Annotated in this window: 9 protein-coding genes, 1 tRNA gene and 1 pseudogene; 7 read left to right on the top strand and 4 right to left on the bottom strand. The window is 35.6% G+C overall.

Annotation, left to right across the window (positions count from 1 at the left end; genetic code table 11):
• Positions 1–920: 920 nt before the first annotated feature.
• Positions 921–1,370: a phage tail assembly protein gene (locus ACFILN_RS03740; RefSeq protein ID WP_375670892.1), complete on the bottom strand. Its 450-nt coding sequence runs from the start codon at positions 1,368–1,370 to the stop codon at positions 921–923.
• Between the two features lie 862 nt (positions 1,371–2,232).
• Here ACFILN_RS03740 and ACFILN_RS03735 point away from each other — a divergent pair.
• The 4 genes from ACFILN_RS03735 (at position 2,233) to ACFILN_RS03720 (ending at position 8,268) form a co-directional block, all read left to right on the top strand.
• A complete protein-coding gene (locus tag ACFILN_RS03735; RefSeq protein WP_375623999.1) occupies positions 2,233–3,429 on the top strand; it encodes a multidrug effflux MFS transporter in 1,197 nt (398 codons plus the stop codon).
• 262 nt (positions 3,430–3,691) lie between these two features.
• Complete coding sequence (locus tag ACFILN_RS03730; protein WP_375663158.1) at positions 3,692–4,423, top strand: alpha/beta fold hydrolase; 732 nt, start codon at positions 3,692–3,694, stop codon at positions 4,421–4,423.
• Entirely contained in the window at positions 4,420–6,594 is a 2,175-nt protein-coding gene (locus ACFILN_RS03725) for an isocitrate/isopropylmalate family dehydrogenase (protein WP_375670890.1), read from the top strand. Before ACFILN_RS03730 ends, ACFILN_RS03725 begins: the two co-directional genes overlap by 4 nt.
• A gap of 867 nt (positions 6,595–7,461) precedes the next feature.
• On the top strand, positions 7,462–8,268 hold the full coding sequence (locus ACFILN_RS03720; RefSeq protein ID WP_273791536.1) for an N-acetylmuramoyl-L-alanine amidase: 807 nt from the start codon (positions 7,462–7,464) through the stop codon (positions 8,266–8,268).
• A 1,236-nt stretch (positions 8,269–9,504) separates the two neighbouring features.
• On the opposite strand, the gene ACFILN_RS03715 is transcribed toward ACFILN_RS03720, so the two are convergent.
• The gene (locus tag ACFILN_RS03715; RefSeq protein WP_375670888.1) at positions 9,505–10,701 is read right to left on the bottom strand and encodes a porin; all 1,197 of its coding nucleotides are present in this window, start codon (positions 10,699–10,701) and stop codon (positions 9,505–9,507) included.
• Positions 10,702–11,016: 315 nt separating this feature from the next.
• Between ACFILN_RS03715 and ACFILN_RS03710 the strand changes: the two genes are divergently transcribed.
• A tRNA-Ser gene (locus tag ACFILN_RS03710) sits at positions 11,017–11,107 on the top strand.
• Positions 11,108–12,575: 1,468 nt separating this feature from the next.
• Here the strand turns inward: ACFILN_RS03710 and ACFILN_RS03705 are convergent.
• Complete coding sequence (locus ACFILN_RS03705; protein WP_273791538.1) at positions 12,576–13,796, bottom strand: MFS transporter; 1,221 nt, start codon at positions 13,794–13,796, stop codon at positions 12,576–12,578.
• Positions 13,793–14,266, bottom strand: a complete 474-nt coding sequence (locus ACFILN_RS03700; protein WP_375657799.1) for a hypothetical protein — start codon at positions 14,264–14,266, stop codon at positions 13,793–13,795. Before ACFILN_RS03700 ends, ACFILN_RS03705 begins: the two co-directional genes overlap by 4 nt.
• Before the next feature lie 1,154 nt (positions 14,267–15,420).
• Here ACFILN_RS03700 and ACFILN_RS03695 point away from each other — a divergent pair.
• Positions 15,421–16,011 carry a hypothetical protein gene (locus ACFILN_RS03695; RefSeq protein ID WP_375670886.1) on the top strand — a complete coding sequence of 197 codons (591 nt, stop codon included), beginning with the start codon at positions 15,421–15,423 and terminating at the stop codon, positions 16,009–16,011.
• A 710-nt stretch (positions 16,012–16,721) separates the two neighbouring features.
• A pseudogene (locus tag ACFILN_RS03690) lies at positions 16,722–17,270 on the top strand (phage late control D family protein); the annotation flags it as partial.

The following is a 17,270-nucleotide window of genomic DNA, read 5'->3' as shown; positions in this document are numbered from 1 at the left end:
TTCAGGAATGCGAGTTTCCATGTTTTATCTCCTTGAATATGCTGGAGATACAATGCCTTTTTGCAAATTATGTTCCAAAAGTGAATAGATATGCGCCAAAAAGGACAGAAAACATCGAAAACAAGACGGTGATCATTACTTAAAATTCTTCTTACATGACTCCAGTCTAGAACTGATAATACCAGTTTATCGAGAATTTTAGTTGATGGGGGGTAAACGGTCTATGGGGGTATGGCTCTCTTTTCCCGTTCTGTACTGCAATGTTTAAAAGATTGAATGTCGTTGTGAAGTTTAATCTTTCCCCCTTAGCTTAAAAGTAAGCTCTCTTAATGCTTTTCTTTCAAGTAATGTCCCAGATACTGCTTGAGGAAAACTTTGTAAACGCTTTTCCATCATTGATTATGTTTGAAGGTAAAAAGTAAAATTCTGGAGTCTTTATTTTATTATTCATTTTTTTGTAAAAACAGCGCGTCTTCTAAAATTTTAGTTTTTTATATTGTACTTATAATTAAAAGAATGCTTCAATTATTCAAAATAAATATCAAAAGTATTCAATTCAAAAAGCTATGAGAGATAAAAGAGAAGGAAGAAACATTAGTGTTCTAAGCTGTTTTTCCTTCTCTTATTTCTTTATATCAAAACAATGCTAGAAAAATTTTCTAAGTTCTTTGAGTAAAAACTCCCAAAACTAGAGAGGAAAGTTGAAAAGTTTTGAGACAATGTCCAAAAGTTTCGAGATTCTCTCCAAAGTTTGTTTTTTAGTTTCGCCCGCAGTTTTTTTATACGATGTAAGAGCACTTTGATTTGAGAGATAAATTTGGTTCGATGGACCATCTTGTACTAAGAAAGTGCCTTTTGTAAAGGTCATGCGTTCCACCTTTATGACGTAGGGATTATGAACTGTAATCGGTTCATAGGTGCTACAGGTTTTCACTTTTGCATTTGCAGTTGTTCATGTCTTCTGTTTCAAATGTATTTGTGTAAAGGTTACTTGTGCATTTTTCGGGTTTACTGTCGATTAAAATACATTCATCCATTATGCTTTTTATGGGTGCATTTACTTTGTTTATAAAGTTTTTGAGATGTTTAGAAAATTGAGTTTCTAAGGATAGGATTTTTAGGGATGGGATTTTTATGATTGTATTCATTTTATCAAGTTTTTTTAATACTTTTTTTATTAAAGGCCCGTCAATGTCTTTAATGTTTAAAAAATCACGAACACCAAGTTTACTGATGGCATTATAGGACCACCCTGAAAGACATGCGATCATTTCAATTGATTGCTCGTCACCTTCTTTGCTCTGTATTGCTTTTAAGTCTTTAAATTTCGGGCGGCGTAAGGTGATTTCTGTGTATGTCTTTCCTTCCACTTTAATAGGTACAAGTAATTGCTACATGGCTCGTTCTGTTATATTCATTACTAGCTTCTCCTTGCTTTCTAAATTAGATGCAGAATGATTTATCAAATTTTTATTATAGCATGTTTGTCAATAGCTTAGGCAATAAACTTTGTGCTGGCTATGTAGAATGAAATTCTAACAAAATGGACAAGATGAATTTAGATTTTAGAGCGAGATAGAAGCACAATTTGCTTTATGATATTAGTGGGCTATTAAGTTTATTTGCTCAATTATTTGTGTTGATAAAGACTTCTCCATGAGCCATTATTATATGCTGTATTGTTACAATAATATTTGCGTGGGGAGTTTTGAGGAAAGGGAGTTTGTGGCTTCTTTTTTCTTTGAGCGTTGTAAACCACTTCTGATAAAAGATGTTGTCGGGAAAGTGATGTTGTTATCATGGAGAGGGATAGTGTTTGGGAGCGTTTTTGTTGATGATATCAATGAAAAAAGCTGATGAAGATAGGGCAACATGAATATAACAAAATGCGCTATTTCGGATTGGGAAATATATCTCTGAAGGAGAGTTTTGATCTTTTAGCTTCTTTTGCGTATAGTTTTAAAATTGCGATTTGCTATGCTTTAAAATTAATTATAAAGTGAAGCACTAAGTGTTTATTTACGTGTTGAGTGTGTGCGTGCGGATCATACACTGGATTTATGTATCAACAAGCTGAATTATTCTCGAATAAAGTAAAAGAATAAAGAAAATTGATTATTTTATTCCCTGTGGATAAAGTTAAAATAGCTTTATATTTATAAATATAAATTATTATTTTTCTATAAACGTAAAATTTAAATATTTTTAAATTTAAGAAATGTGACTTTCCTGATGAAACATAAATATACATTACCATTCATTATACTTATCGTATGTTTATCAACAGGAGGTTTGATTTCTACCGATATTTTTTTACCAGCACTGGGCGATATGCGTCAATATTATCAAGTGACACAATCTCAAATTCAAAGTGCAGTGGCGGTTTTTTTGTTGGCATTGGCACTTGGACAGCTCATTTATGGGCCGCTGAGTGATAATTTTGGGCGTAAAAAAACACTTCTATTGGGCTTATTCTTGTGGTTATTTACGACACTTGGTGTGATTTATACGGTTCATATTCACGCTTTTCTTGTGTTACGTTTTTTGCAAGGTCTTGGTGCTTGTGCGGGACTTGTCTTAAGTCGTGCAATTATCAATGATTTGTTGGATAAAAAAGCGGCTGGAAAACTTTATTTGATTGTTTTCCCTTTTATTGGAATGTCACCAGCGCTTGCACCTTTCATTGGTGGACTTTTGATACAGGCTTTTCATTGGCAGGCAACTTTTATCTTTTTAAGCTTTTTTATATTTTTGACCATTTTGCTATGTTGTTTTGTGCTAAGCGAAACTCTACCCCCTCAAAAACGGCAGCATTTTTCTCCTATAGGATTGATGAAGGCATATTTAGGTGTTTTCAGAAATAAACAATTTATTTTTTATGCACTTATTCCGTGTTTTTCTTACGCTGCCTATTTTGCTTATATTGTGGAGTCGCCTTTTTTACTCACGACTTTGGGGTTATCGCCGATACACATTAGTTATAGCTATATTGGTGTTTCGTTTCCCTATATTCTGGGAAATCTTTTGGCGCGATGGTTTTTTGAACGCGAGTCTATGGAAAAGACTGTGGGCAGAGGGTACATTATTTTTGTGATAGGTGGTGTGCTGTTTGCTTTGCAAATGTATCTAAGCCCATGGCCTCTTGTGACAAGTTTTATGGCTATTGCTGTTCTTACTTTTGGAAATGGTTTTTTATTGCCGTTAGGAACAGCGTTGGCTATTTCATCGCATCCGAAAGCTGCGGGAGCGGCTTCTGGTGTTATGGGATCTTTGCAATTAGGAAGTGCGGCACTCAGTGCAGCGGTTATCGGAAAAATCTCTGGTCATAGCCCACGGGCTATGGCAACTTTGTTAGCTGTGTGTTGTATGATTGGTTTTATCATTTATATTCAAAAAGCGCGTCATTTTATGACTTCAGAAATAAGCTGAGTGAAATGATAAAAAGAAAGCATTATGCGGAAATGCTTTTGATGTTTTACACAAATGGGGCACCTGTACATTAGATGAATTTTTTTTATTAAGTTTCTGGATTGAGTGGGTTTAAAATTTGTTACAAGCTTAGTTTGAGTTTAACAAATCGATTATTATGAGGGGAGAATATGAGCATAGAATTTCAACATATTTTCATTATATTGGGTAGGAAAAGTTCTGGCTCTAATGCATGTTTAAAAATAAGGGGAGGAATTGATCAATGGGACTTCCTATTATTATTCTCTCTCCTGTAATGCCAATTTGGGATGGTGGTGTTTTTTGTTCTCCATTGACAAAGCTATGTTCAACAAAAGGATTCCCTGTCACTCTGCTGGATACGCTTTCTCTTTTTCCTAAGGGTTCTCATGTTCTCAATTATTCTGCTGTAGACATTTTATCTTTTATGGCAGAAAAACTTAAAAGCTATTTTAAAGAGCCCGCAGTGCTTGTGGGATTTTCTATGGCTGGAACATTGGTACAAATATTGGCAGCCCAGCTTCCCAATGTTCAAGCTGTGCTTGCTGTGAATGCACCTGGCTATCCAGATAAGGTTTTGCAACGGCGCCTTGGAGATATTCTTGCCTCCTTAGAAAATAATGATTTATCGGGGGCTTTGGAAATACTCAATGGTTTTATGCATCCTTCTGGCATTATGAAAAAAAGAGTTTTATTGGAGATTCCCGATAAACAAAAAAGCGTGGCAATTGAACGCATGACAAGAGGGTTTAAACTCTTATTAGAAATAGATGCTAGAGATGAAATAGTTAAGTATAAGGGGAAGTTTTTAGCTTTAGTGGGAGAAAAGTCGCAACTTGCAACGGTAGATAATCAGACAAAAAGTCATAATCTGAACCATGAATATAAGCTTATCTCTGGTGCTGGTACGCGTTTGTGGGAGGATAATCCTACTATGACGGATGCAGTCATTGATGAGTGGATGGAGGGACTATGAAAAAGAAAGTTCTTGTCTTACCTGGTGATGGGATAGGACCAGAGGTTTGTGATGCTGCGTTGATGGTTTTAGAGCAATTTCAATTGCCGATTGAATTGACTTATGGTGATATTGGTTTTGAATGTTGGAAACAGGAAGGAAATTCTGTCCCTCAAGCGACTTGGCAAAAAATTACTCAGAGTGATGCTATTTTACTTGGTGCTGTGACCAATAAAGGAAAAGAAGCGGCTTTAAAAGAACTTGCACCGCATTTAAAAGAGAAAAACCTTGCCTATGTTGCTCCCGCACTTCAACTTCGCCAAAAGTTAGGTTTGTTTGCAAATATACGTTCTGTAAGATACATCTCTGGTCCGAGAAAACCTTTTCATTTTTGTGTTATCAGAGAAAATAGTGAAGGCCTTTATGCTGGATTGGATTTTCGGGGTATTTCTCCTGAAAAAGCCGTTTGGCTAAAACATCCAAATTTGACAAAATATGGGCTTGAGGAAGCTGCGTGGACAGTCCGTTTGCAGACACGCTTTGGTTTAGAGCGGTTATTTGAATATGCTTTTTCTTATGCAAGGAAATATAGCTTTAGGCGCGTTACTTTTGCTGATAAGCCCAATGTTATGCGAGAAAGTGGACAATTTGCTCAGGAAATTTTTGAGAAAATTGCGCAAAACTATCCGGAAATTGAAGCAGATATTCATAATGTTGATGCGGTTGCTTTGTGGATTGCAACCAAGCCAGAGCGGTTTGGTGTGATTGTTGCTGAAAATATGTTTGGCAATATTCTCTCTGATCTTGGCTCTGGGATAATGGGGGGATTGGGGCTTGCATCTCATGCGAATGTGGGGAGCGAGATTGTTTGTTTTGAACCTGTTCATGGAAGCGCACCACGTATTGCTGGACAAAATAAAGCAAATCCTTCTGCGATGCTTTATACCACGGCTTTACTCTTAGAGCATTTAGGCTTTAAAGATGCAGCAAAACAATTATCTGAGAGTGTTGATCAGGTTATTCGTGCTGGAAAAACCGTTACCTATGATCTTGGAGGTGTCGCCTCTACCCGTCAAATGGCTGAAGCTGTTCGCAATTCTCTTGTGAAGCCTGTCTTTGTTTGTCGTGCGGCGATTATCACTGTTGGTGATGAACTCCTTTCAGGACAATATTTGAATACGAATTTACAAGATTTAAGCCAAAGCTTGAACAAGAGAAATATTCAAGTCACACGTCATTTTGTTTGTGCTGATCAATTACAGCAAATCAGTGAGACTGTTGTTGCTTGTCTTGGACAAGAAGATCTTATCATTATCAGTGGGGGATTGGGACCAACATCAGATGACATAACACGCGATGGAGTTGCTCAAGCTGTAAAGCAGCCTTTACTACATCATGAAGATGTTTGGCAAACAATAAAAGGTCAATTACAACGATTAGGGATTTTGGTGGATAAGAGTAATGCGCGTCAAGCATTGTTTCCTGAGACAGCAACCGTGCTTGATAATCCTACAGGCACAGCACCAGGCTTTTATCTCTCTTGCGATGGAAGTACGCTTGTTGTTTTGCCTGGTCCACCATCACAGGCTCTTGCGCTTTTAGAGAATTATTTAGAACACAATGAGAAGAAATATTCTTCTGTATCGCGTGCGGGGTATGCATGGACTTTGATTGGAATTGATGAAAGTACAATTGCGCAGTGGGTTGATGATCATCTTGAAAATGAGCCCTTTGAACGGCATTTTTTATGGAAAAGCCCCTATGTTCTTGTACAGCTTGTTGGTCAATCAGAAGCGCCCTTGGAACAACATTTCGTGGAAGAATTTGAAAATCATTTTCATCCCTATTTGGTTGGTGCAGAAGTTACTACTGCTTGTAAACAATTAGCAATGCACGTTGAGGTTCATTGGTCTGCCAATGATCCGCGGCTTTTAGAATATTTTCAGCCCATAGAAAAAGGTAAACAAGATATTCCACTGCTTGAGGTTGAAGTGAGCCTAGAGCCTTCCTTGGAGACATTAGAAAATCAAGCAGAAAGCCTTGGACATGCTACCATGGCTATACGGATGAAAGGTTATGGTGAGGATCATATTACTTTTCCCTATACGCGACCACTTTTAGGTGTCGTCTTACAAGAATATGCAGCTTGGTTGGTTTTAAAAAGAGTTTTGCAAACTGAGAAGAAAAAATGAACCTCTATGGGGACGTAACAATATTTCTTAAATTATTAAACGTTCTATTATAAGAAGTATTTTGATCCTTTTCTTCAGTGGTTTTTGTCTATAGGGTATTTTTTCTTTTGATGTGTCATTAAATGACTTTGATTGATTCAAGATTAAGAAAAACTTTACGATCTTAGGTTCGCTACATTCAATATTTATAATGATTAATTATGATTATAAATCAATATATTATCTTCCATAGAGCTGATGACAAGGAATCCAGAGACTTCATGTGCCTCAAGCGTTGTAGATAATTCAGATTCTTTGTAAATCAAAAAGCGATGGTGTGAAAAGACAAGAAATTGTGTCATTTACAGGAAAGCTTTGCAAATTTTATTGAACAATATGTCCGTGAAGAGTTTTATTGTGAACATGTACCGTTCCGTGATCTGATAATAAATTGCTGTAAAGAGCTCATAAAATTTTTCCTTTAAGTTTTTGTGTGATTGCATGATCGTTGGGTGTTCGCTTCCGAGGGGCGATATTTTTCAATTTGATAACAGGAAGAACTATTTTTTCTGTAAGACGTGAAGATTTAATGAGTGATCATTTTACGCTTTTGTTTTCTTTTTGATTGGTAATTTGTAGGAATTTGTTTGGGGAAAAGATTTAATGCGGTGTATTTGTGAATGTGGTTAAAAACATTTTACGCGTGTGTGGGGGAGAAATAAAAATGTGTCTTAATTGTTGATAAGAGTGTCAATGTTTTTGATGAACAAATTTTAGGCGTAATTCTTAGTATCTAGATTAGGAAGTTCATTGCGAAATTTTTAACAGTTCGTGTCCTATCTGTTGTGATGCGCAGTGGTCTTTTTAAGCAACAAAGAAAGGGCTTTTATGTATCAGATTGATTACAACAGTTATCGTTCTGTCAAGAGTTTTAATCGTCGCGTTCGTTTTCTCGTTATGCATTATACGGCTCTTGATTTTAAAGCCTCGATTATGGCGCTTACAGGAGAAAAGGTTAGTGCACACTATCTTGTTCCTGATCCTTCAGAGCAGACATATCGTGAGGCAGGCTTTAAGGACATGCGTATTTTTAATCTGGTCGATGAAAATGAGCGTGCATGGCATGCGGGTGTGAGTTCATGGGCTGGGCATAGTCATCTCAATGATGCGTCTATCGGGATTGAAATCGTTAATTTAGCGACGGGTCATTCTGAGTCTCCAGAAGAGACAGTTGGTTTTATGGCTTATCATGATGAGGGGGGGATATTTCCTCCTTATAATCCAATACAAATTGATGCCGTTAAGGAACTTGCCTTAAATATTCTTCAACGGTATCCCGATATTATGCCAACTGATGTGGTGGGACATAGTGATATTGCCATTGGAAGAAAAAGTGATCCAGGAGCAGCTTTTCCATGGAAAGAACTTTATAAGGCAGGTATAGGAGCATGGTATGATGATGAACTAAAAAGTCATTATCAAGAGCAATTCTCTAAGAATTTTCCACCCAAAGAAGATGTTTTGGCGAAGCTAAAATGTTATGGATATGACATTTCTGCTGCGTGTCCCCAAACAGGATACAAAGATTTGATCCGAGCATTTCAACTTCATTTTCGTCAAGAAAATTATGATGGGATTCTAGATGTTGAAACAGCAGCAATTCTTTATGCATTGGTTGATAAGTATTTTCCGTGAATTCAATGCGTTTTAATTGAAAATATGGCTTATGATTACGTGTAAGCCTTTTTATTATCAAGAGAGGCTGCTTTTTGCCAATTGGCTTTATGTAAAAAAGGCATTAATCGTTTAAAAAATCCCCTGTACGGTATAAGGCGTTTTATGAAAACATAACTCTGAAAGCTCTATGATTTGCAAAGATTAAATTTACTGTTTCTTTTCTTCCTTTAAAAACGCGTAAAGTCAAGATGTTGCGTATATGATGGCATGCTCCTTACGCAGGATAAAACGCTTCAAATAAAATGGACTTGTGTTGTATATTTCCATGCTTGTTTTAAAGCAATGTCTTTTAATGCGTATTACAACACATATTTTACAGCGACGTTTATAGAGAATATAATCTAAAATCCTCTATGAAGTGTATCCTCATTTTTATGCTTAATAAAAGTGCCTAGCACTATCGTACATTTTGTCAGATCTCAATGTTACTATAGCCCTTGGAGTTTAAAACGATTCATAAAAGGGTTTTCTTTACTCGTTTTTATTCACACGGCTCTCTCCGCTTGTTGTACAAGTGAAAGGTTTTGGTTGATTGAAACATGAAAAATAATAAATTATGATTATAAATCAATGTGATGTAGGTTCAGGAAAAATAGGGGTATTTACAGATTGCTCCTGATAGGGGCTTTATTCTTTAGAAGGGGAAGAGGTCAATTCATTTTTTGAAGATATATCGCTTTTCTCTTTTATTGCTTTAGGGAATATTTGCATCGTTTTGACAGCATGTTTCTTGATGATTAAGTTTTTTAATGAAGCCGTGTTATAAAACATTGTGTTTTAGAGTGTTGATAGAAGACACATTCAGGCATATCAAAAACACAATGATGTCTTGTTTTTTTCAATATTTTATCTGTTCAGTACAGAATTGACCAGAGAAGTTCATGACCTAAATTAACAAAGGTTAGAAGTAAATTGCTAAGAAAGACCAATTTGGTCATAAAGCAAAAGGGTCTGCTCATGCTTTAAAGGGCAAGGAAGAGATTATGTTTGAAGTGATGTGTAAACGCCCGTATGCAGTGCTCTTATCAAGCATATCAGGGTTAATCTTCTGAGAGTAGTTTTGTGAAACTAAGTCGTTTTTTTCCGAGAGACAAGACAATACGTATCAGGAAAAGATATTCATGATATTTGATTCCAAAAATAAAAACTGGCAAACCATGTTGCCAGTTTTTAAAAGCTGTAGCTTAAATAGGATTAGAATGAACGCTGAAAACGGATCATACCTTGAAAAGCACTTTTCTTATTGAATAAATGTTTTTCATCATTATTTTTATCCGTCACAACGCGATCATCATTCCAAGAAACATAGGTTAATTCAGGTGTAATCACAAATCCTGGAACCAGCGTGTATGTAATATTTACAGAAGTTGCAAAGGTTTTTACAGCACTATAAGAAACTTGAGCATTCAAATTTGCTTTTGGAGTAAGCTTGTAAGTGGCACCCGCCCAAGCAGCCCATTTACCACCCCAGTTTGCATAAATCGTTGTGCTTTGTCGTGATAATTCATTTTTTGTATTTACTGTGTAGTAATCAAGGCCATTTTTATAACCAGCCATTACCCATAGATTGAAACGATCGTTGACATTGAAATCTGCACGTACTTTTCCAGCCCACTTTTTGTAGTAAGCATCATATGCTGCAACTGCTGAAAAACCACCCCATTTTTGCATGAACTTTATACCCAAAATCACATTCGGGGTGTAATTTTTAATTGCTTTACTTGGAAGAGTACCCTCAGTGATAGAAACAAGCTTATCATCTTTATCAATGTAGTATCCTGTTATTCCTGGAAGAGAATCTGCATTATTGCCTAATTCAGCGCCGATAATAGCAGAAAAGCCGGAATCACCATTAAAGGTGTAGGAAATAAAATTGGTGCGTGTTGTGCCGGCAGGCGCTATGCTGTCATCATTGAGAACATCTCCATAATCACCAGTCCAGCTGTTGAAAATTGTGTCATCAAGACCTACGCGAAAACCACCCAGTTCAATGTAAGCCGCGGCAAGCTTTGCAGCAGCGTTGTCTCTACCATCACCCCAGTTTGAATAAATTCTTGCATATGAACGAAGTGTTCCCATTTCTGTTTCAGAAGCTGCTTGAAAAACAAGGGTGAGCCGTGATGCGGCGCCGTAGGTTTTTCTTTTGTCTCTTAGTTCAGTTTCGGTTGTTGCATCGATATTATTACCGCCTATAAAATCAGTACGAACATTTCCTGATAAACGCATGCAGGTTTCTGTTCCAGGGATATAGAAATATCCTTTTCCGTAGGCATCACAAACGCGAACATATTCTACAGGTTCGGGTTCGGCGATAATTGTTGAAGCGGCATGTGCTCCAGAAATTGCTAAAAAAGCTGCTGTAGAGCTTAAAAAGAGGGATTTAATATTCATATGGGATCTCCGCGGTCCGGTTAAATTTCTTCTAAAGAGTACCATTTGCCTAACGCATTAAGGACAAAGACATAAGTAAAATACGCAGCACTTGTTATCTTAGCTATAACTAATCTTTTTAGAGTTTCAAATATGAAATTACCTTTTTGTAATATATATATGTACTATTCGAGATGCTGTGGTAAAAAAGACACAATTCTTGTTTTATTAACTTTTGCTCCCTATGGGATCAATAGGAGAAAAATTTTCAGATATTTGGGAAAAAAATCGAAAATGTCTTGAACTTTCTGTTGATACCATTTATGCCTCTCTGTTGGAGAGGTGGCCGAGTGGTCGAAGGCGCTCCCCTGCTAAGGGAGTAGGGCTCAAAAGGCTCTCGAGAGTTCGAATCTCTTCCTCTCCGCCATCTATTGTTATAAAAGCAGTTGATTGTGTATAGGAATTTTGTTTTCAGTGATTTGTGCTCATTTGCTTTTCTACCAATCTCAATTTTGTGAAGTTTTTTGATTTCTTTTCTTGCTAGGCGTTTTCTATCAGCTACTCTGCTATAGAGTGGTGCTATTTTATCTTCCTTCTATCTAAATTTATGTGCGAAATTGTAATACCTGTATTAGCAGCGCGTGTGGTTGCTCATTTTCTTAATTCCTGTGTTGATTTTTAATTTTATGTTTCATGAAACAAGTTACAAAAATTTCTTTTCTAATGGTGTAAACTAAAGCAAAACCAATGGGGGATATTTTAAGCGCAAGATGTTTCATGTAAATTGCTATTGTTGATAAAGGAGAAAGCGAAGCTCTGTTATAGCAATCACATTGACGTTGCATATTTTTTAGCTAAGGATTGCTTATTTATTTTATGGATATAGGGAGCAGCATGAACGTTTGTAAGAATAAGCGGCCGTAAAGCTAGATATGTTACGGATTTGGTTCTACAAAGTGTTTTTGATCTCCCTATGTCGTTTCAATCGTTTGGTGGCATATTTATTATTTTATGACGTTGTTTTACTAAGCTTTTGCTTTTGCGTGTCAATCAACACCTATTCCTTATACAACGGCATATTTGAGATCAATATTTAAGATGGTTTACTGCTTTATCGGTTATGTCAGCTTTTATATATCAAATAGGGGAGAAAATATTGTATATATCTGTTAGCGAGTTATTTCTAAAAACGGAAGGATCTTTTAATTTTGAAAAAAATATGAAAACGGAAAAGATGGAAATGAGCTCCCATTTTTATCATCATCTTATTAATTCAGTTTTACAAATTTCATGAATCTCTATGGTCGTGTCCTTTAAATAATGAAGATTGCGTATCTCACGCTTTTGTTTATTCCGTTGGGATTATGCCTCTCATATAAAAAGCATGTTCTAAACACAAATATACTTGTGTTGCCAATTTATGCACTTGTTTTAAAGAGATATCTTTGCAATGTGTATAAGCCCATTTTGCGACGCCACCTCGTAAATGGTATAAAACACAAAAGTTTCTGTGAGACACATAAAGCCTTATAAAGCCACACCATTTGTATCCTTATGAAGATGCAAAGAGGCATATTATATATCTGTCTTCCTGTTGTTATAGATTTTAACTATGAGAGTTCATAAAAGGCATTTTTTCTTTTCTAAATTGTTTTTATCTATACGGCTTTCTCCACTTATGATGTGCAAGCAAATGATTTTGATTGTTTCAACCATAAAAATAGATTGAAAAGAAAGAATCTTACAATATTCAAGTTTGGTATATTATGATTATAAATCAATGTGTTGCTTTATATTTGCATTGTATATTGAAAGTTGGATGTGGCAATGCTCTCAAAAAAGTATCGATTTCTTTTAGAAAAAAACATTGTGGGTGAAATGTTATGGTTTTCCTCTCATAGAGACTTTTGAGAGTGTTTCATCCATCTCATGACAACCAAACCACACATGAAAAAAGTAATGGTCGGTAATATTAGGTAGTAAGACGGAGAAACTTTTGCAGGAAGAAAAGAAATAATACTCAATACTGTAATTGAAAATATTCTTCCGCTAAAAGAGACAGCACCAACAATACCAGAAATATGTTGCGTTTGTTTTTGGTTAAGTTCTGAGAAAAATAAGCTTTTTGCCCCGATCGGTACAGTGCAAATAAATCCATGGATTAAAGAGAAGGCGATGACTGATGCAGCAGTTTGATGGCTATGAACTAAAAAATAGAGCGCTATGCACATCAGAGCAGAAAAGAAGGAAAAATATTTTATAGAATTCTTATATTTTTTATCAAGAACATGATACTTAGACATCAGTAAATTTGAAAAATATTGTGCTGAAAAGGCTCCAATATGGCAGCACATCAAGACGAGCATTTGCGAACCGTTGAGGTGATGAATTTTTCCCCCTGAAAGTATTATCGGTTGCCAGAAATGATAAATAATCTGAATACCAGCGCTAAAAAGGCACATGAGGAAAATAAACCATGCTCCTCCTACTGTATTTTGAAATATCCAGAGCGTTTCCTTGGCATTGTGCAAGATTGTTTTTGTTTTGGACGTTTCAATTGTCGTTTTCTTTTCTTCAGGAACAATAAGGAATATCAAAAAAATAAATCCCATCATGAGGCATGAGATGATATATCCCATAAAATATTGTCCAGAGTAGTAGATCGTTCCAATGCCTATAATCCCACTGAGAATACTTCCAAAAGAGTTAACCTGGTGGTAGAGATGAGCATAATGCGAAAAGTGATCCTGTTTATCGCCTAGAGAATGGTAAATCCATCCGTCAATGGCGCTGACAATGATGCAAATGCCCGCTGCATAGAGAATTTGCGCAATAATAAGTGCTGTCATATTGGGAGCTTGAAGGCATAAAATATAAAATACTCCTGTCATAAAGACCCCAGCCATAACGGAATATTTACGTCGATATCTGTCAGATAAAACAGCGCAGGGAAAATCAAGCAGCAGAATAGTGGTGGAAAAGACAACCTGAAGCAGAGCTAATTGCGCCAGACTAACTCCCATGGACATTAAAAAAATAGCATGGTAAACGCCGATCAGCATGCGGACAGCATTATAGGAGCCATAGTTGAGAGCAAGGGCGCGTGGTCTGTTCATTGTGTTGTTCCATAGATTGTACAATAAGAATTTCCACTGAAAAGAATATTTTTCTGTGAAAAGGTAGCGGTTTCATATCCCCATTCAGGGATCAGTGGAAAGCTGTTTTCCATAACCACCCCAAAATTAAAAAGGTCCCTTAGTCTATATGAGACTTCAAAGCGTATTAATGAGAGCAAATGATGCAATTTTAAAGTGATTATGAGGAGCAACATAAGCCTCATAAATGAGATTGTCATCTTTTGAGGGGAGTTGCTTGTGGGGCTGTTGCTTTCATAGCAATCATTTTGTCTAGATCTGTAAAATGATCCTAGGACGGCAAGATCATTGACATAATTAGAACTTATAGAGGCTTGTTTATTTTTTATATACCATTTACTGATCCATTCTCTTTGCTGATCAGGTGAAATAGCACAAATGATCCATAAATCGGTTTTTGGTAATTTTTTGATATCTTTTTTTATAGTCATCAACATTTGTAATCCCCCCCCTTTCTTTCTGACTGTTTCTCCGTATCACTTTACGTCTAAAAAAGTTTTTTTCAGAATTCATCTTTACTTTATTTATTAAAAATTTATTAAAAAGATTGTCTCGCAAGGTGCTTTTTAATCCCGTCATTACGATTAAGAATTAAATTTCTGATATAAGAGGAAGGGTGCATGATACATTGTGACTAAATACATAAATCCCTCCGTATCCTGAAATGACGATTTCCTTTTGCAAAACAGTATCTTTAATGGAAGCTCGATAACCGTTACGTTGATTATGGAAATGATAACCTAAAAGAGTGCTTATGAGTGCTTGAAGATATTCTTTAGATATTACAGACAGGACAAGAAAATAGTTTAAAAAAATCAAACGTGGGATGAAAGCTTTCATCTTATGATGGGTAATGGTGAATTTTAAACTTCATCTACTGTTTTTTTGAGCCACTGTGCTGTAAGAAAGATCAAACTCCCCCAATTCATGTCTCTAATTTAGATCATTGATCATAAATATTATATACTGTCTTTTCAAATTATAACTTTGCTCATTGTTTGTCTTCACTGATTAAATCAACATTTCTCTAAAAATGCCGCTTGAGAAAAATGCATTCCATCAGTTTAATACTCTATGATCTTTTAATTAATTTAAGGAAGATAGCATAAAATATACGATAAAAAATGAATAAATTTCAATCTTTGTAAAAAAACACAAACTTTTTACTGCTGCTGATAAAAAACAAAGCTATATTAAAAGTAGCCTTTATACCCTTCAATATCATTGGTTGTGTTTATCTGTTTTGTCTACTCATTATTTCACCATTGTTAATATGATTGTTAATCAAAATATCATTTTTGAATTATTTATAGCATCGTATTAAACTCTTTTAAAGTCATGGATAAAAGATTAAATTACTCCTCTAGAGATATAAAACTAGATAGAAAATTCCATGGCTACTCTGTTGAATAAATTAGTTTTTATAGATTTACTCTATGTGTAGCGTATTTAATTGTTGTACAACTTATCATTTTTTATTTTTATTGTAGATTATTTAAAATAGATTTAATAAATTTCATTATGAATATTTTGATATGAATTTATATGTCTATTTAAATTGTTGTGTTCAGAGAAAAATAAAAAAATGTTTACAAAAAAAGTTCTGTTTAGAGAAGGCTTATTGCTTATCATATTTTTGCTACCATATTTTTTGTCTACCTCGCATGGCTATACGGGTATAGATAAATTATTTTGTTCCACAGTGGTTAGGGAGCGCGATGATGCTGTTCAAAAGTTGGATTCAGTCAAGTTTGAAAAAGAAAATGCTGAACGGGGATGGAGCGATACCGTAAAAATATTGAATGTGATGGTAGACGACTTGAAGAGAATAGCTCTTGAACAGCAGGAACTCTATTTGGCATTGCTGAAAAATATGCCAAACAACAAACAACTTTCTTATAAATATCAAACAACTCTAAAACGCAATGATGCGGTTTTTGAGCGTATCGAGAAGGTTTTGACTATATTTGAGCATGTTGAGAAAAGGACAGAAGCCTTTCGAGGGCTAGGTGAAGCAACTAAGCATAAAGATCAGTCTCAAATGTTACATTACTTAGAAGTGATTTCTGAACATCATGGACATGTTGATCGACTCAATAAAGAAGTTGAAAGGCTCAATCACGAAGTTGATAGTTTAAACAATAGGCTTCAAAATTTGAAGAAAATATCTCGATAAGAAAACAGAAAGTTGTTCATTAATGCAAATGAGGAAAAATGCATGAGATCATGAACAACGATTTCATTGAAAAAGGAATGAACGGTGGGATTTGCAATAGTACTCATCATATCCGTTATGGTTATTATAGGGACTCTTTGTTTTTTGTGTAACAGAAACTGTCAAAGAGCGGAAAGAGATAGATGGAAAAGATATGGAGAATCACCAGAAACACGCTCCGAAAATGAAAGAAAAAAATGAGACCAGTATGACAATACAAGAAACATAACCATTTCATGAGACACTTTAAAATCCAGATAATAAGGTTTTGGGAGTCTCTTCAGCATTTGATAAAGAATCTGAAGTTTTAGCGTTTAAAGAAGTTATGGTCCTTTCATCGAAGGACTATAAAATAATCATCTGCATATTTGTTATCATTTTGGCAGTAGACTTTGTTATCCAGATGTTGGATAAGGTCATTATCCAAGTATTGGATGGGGGAAGAGAGTTTGATATCTTTACTTTTATATGTATTTTTAGCTTATTTATTTTGATCTGTTGTTTTATGGCTATCCCGATTATTTTAATTTTACACAATACGATTGAGGAAAAAATTGAAAAAAATACTTCAGCAATATAAACAGATTTGAAATGAGAGAATCTTACAATATTCGGGTCTCTCATTCAATATACAAAACAGTAAATTATCATTATAAATCAATGTGTTGTGTAATAAAGCCGATACATTTGAAGCAGAGTTTGATGATAGTGGCAATGATTTAGAGGTTTCCTCAAGCAACAGCACTCTGCAAGTGATTTTTGGCTATGAGAACAGCATCAGTGCCTTTATGGGGCGTTTTGTTGTCGAGTCGGTTGTAAGTTGTGGGGGCAGTGATGGAGAGATTTTGCGCCTTTGTGGCAAAAGTGCCTCGATGCGTAAAGAGCTCAAAGAACAGGTGAGTGAACATTTTGACCACAAAACTGTTGGTGAGATTGTTGAGACACTTGCCGAACGTCATGGCTATCAAGCAAAGGTCAGTCCTCAGTTCACTCAACAAACTTTGCCTTATGTGATTCGTACAGATCAATCGGCGGTTGATTTTTTAACCCGCCTTGCCGATCGCATGCGGGCACGTTTTTTGATCAAGGACAATAAGTTTTTATTTTTAAGCGGTGACAATTTACCAGCACTCGAACTTCATAAGCACGACTGTTCCAACTGGGAATTTACCCTAGAGCCACGTACGCAATATGGCACCATTGAAGCTTCTTATTTTGAT

This window comes from Bartonella sp. CL434QHHD (genome assembly GCF_042195145.1).
Classification (GTDB): domain Bacteria; phylum Pseudomonadota; class Alphaproteobacteria; order Rhizobiales; family Rhizobiaceae; genus Bartonella.
This window is presented reverse-complemented; position numbering and strand designations above follow the sequence as displayed.

Bases quoted from the DNA above. Each gene is read 5' to 3' on its own strand.
- ACFILN_RS03695 (WP_375670886.1), top strand. From the start codon at position 15,421: ATGTTTACAAAAAAAGTTCTGTTTAGAGAAGGCTTATTGCTTATCATA.
- ACFILN_RS03705 (WP_273791538.1), bottom strand. From the start codon at position 13,796: ATGAACAGACCACGCGCCCTTGCTCTCAACTATGGCTCCTATAATGCT.
- ACFILN_RS03720 (WP_273791536.1), top strand. From the start codon at position 7,462: ATGTATCAGATTGATTACAACAGTTATCGTTCTGTCAAGAGTTTTAAT.
- ACFILN_RS03700 (WP_375657799.1), bottom strand. From the start codon at position 14,266: ATGACTATAAAAAAAGATATCAAAAAATTACCAAAAACCGATTTATGG.
- ACFILN_RS03725 (WP_375670890.1), top strand. From the start codon at position 4,420: ATGAAAAAGAAAGTTCTTGTCTTACCTGGTGATGGGATAGGACCAGAG.
- ACFILN_RS03730 (WP_375663158.1), top strand. From the start codon at position 3,692: ATGGGACTTCCTATTATTATTCTCTCTCCTGTAATGCCAATTTGGGAT.
- ACFILN_RS03735 (WP_375623999.1), top strand. From the start codon at position 2,233: ATGAAACATAAATATACATTACCATTCATTATACTTATCGTATGTTTA.
- ACFILN_RS03715 (WP_375670888.1), bottom strand. From the start codon at position 10,701: ATGAATATTAAATCCCTCTTTTTAAGCTCTACAGCAGCTTTTTTAGCA.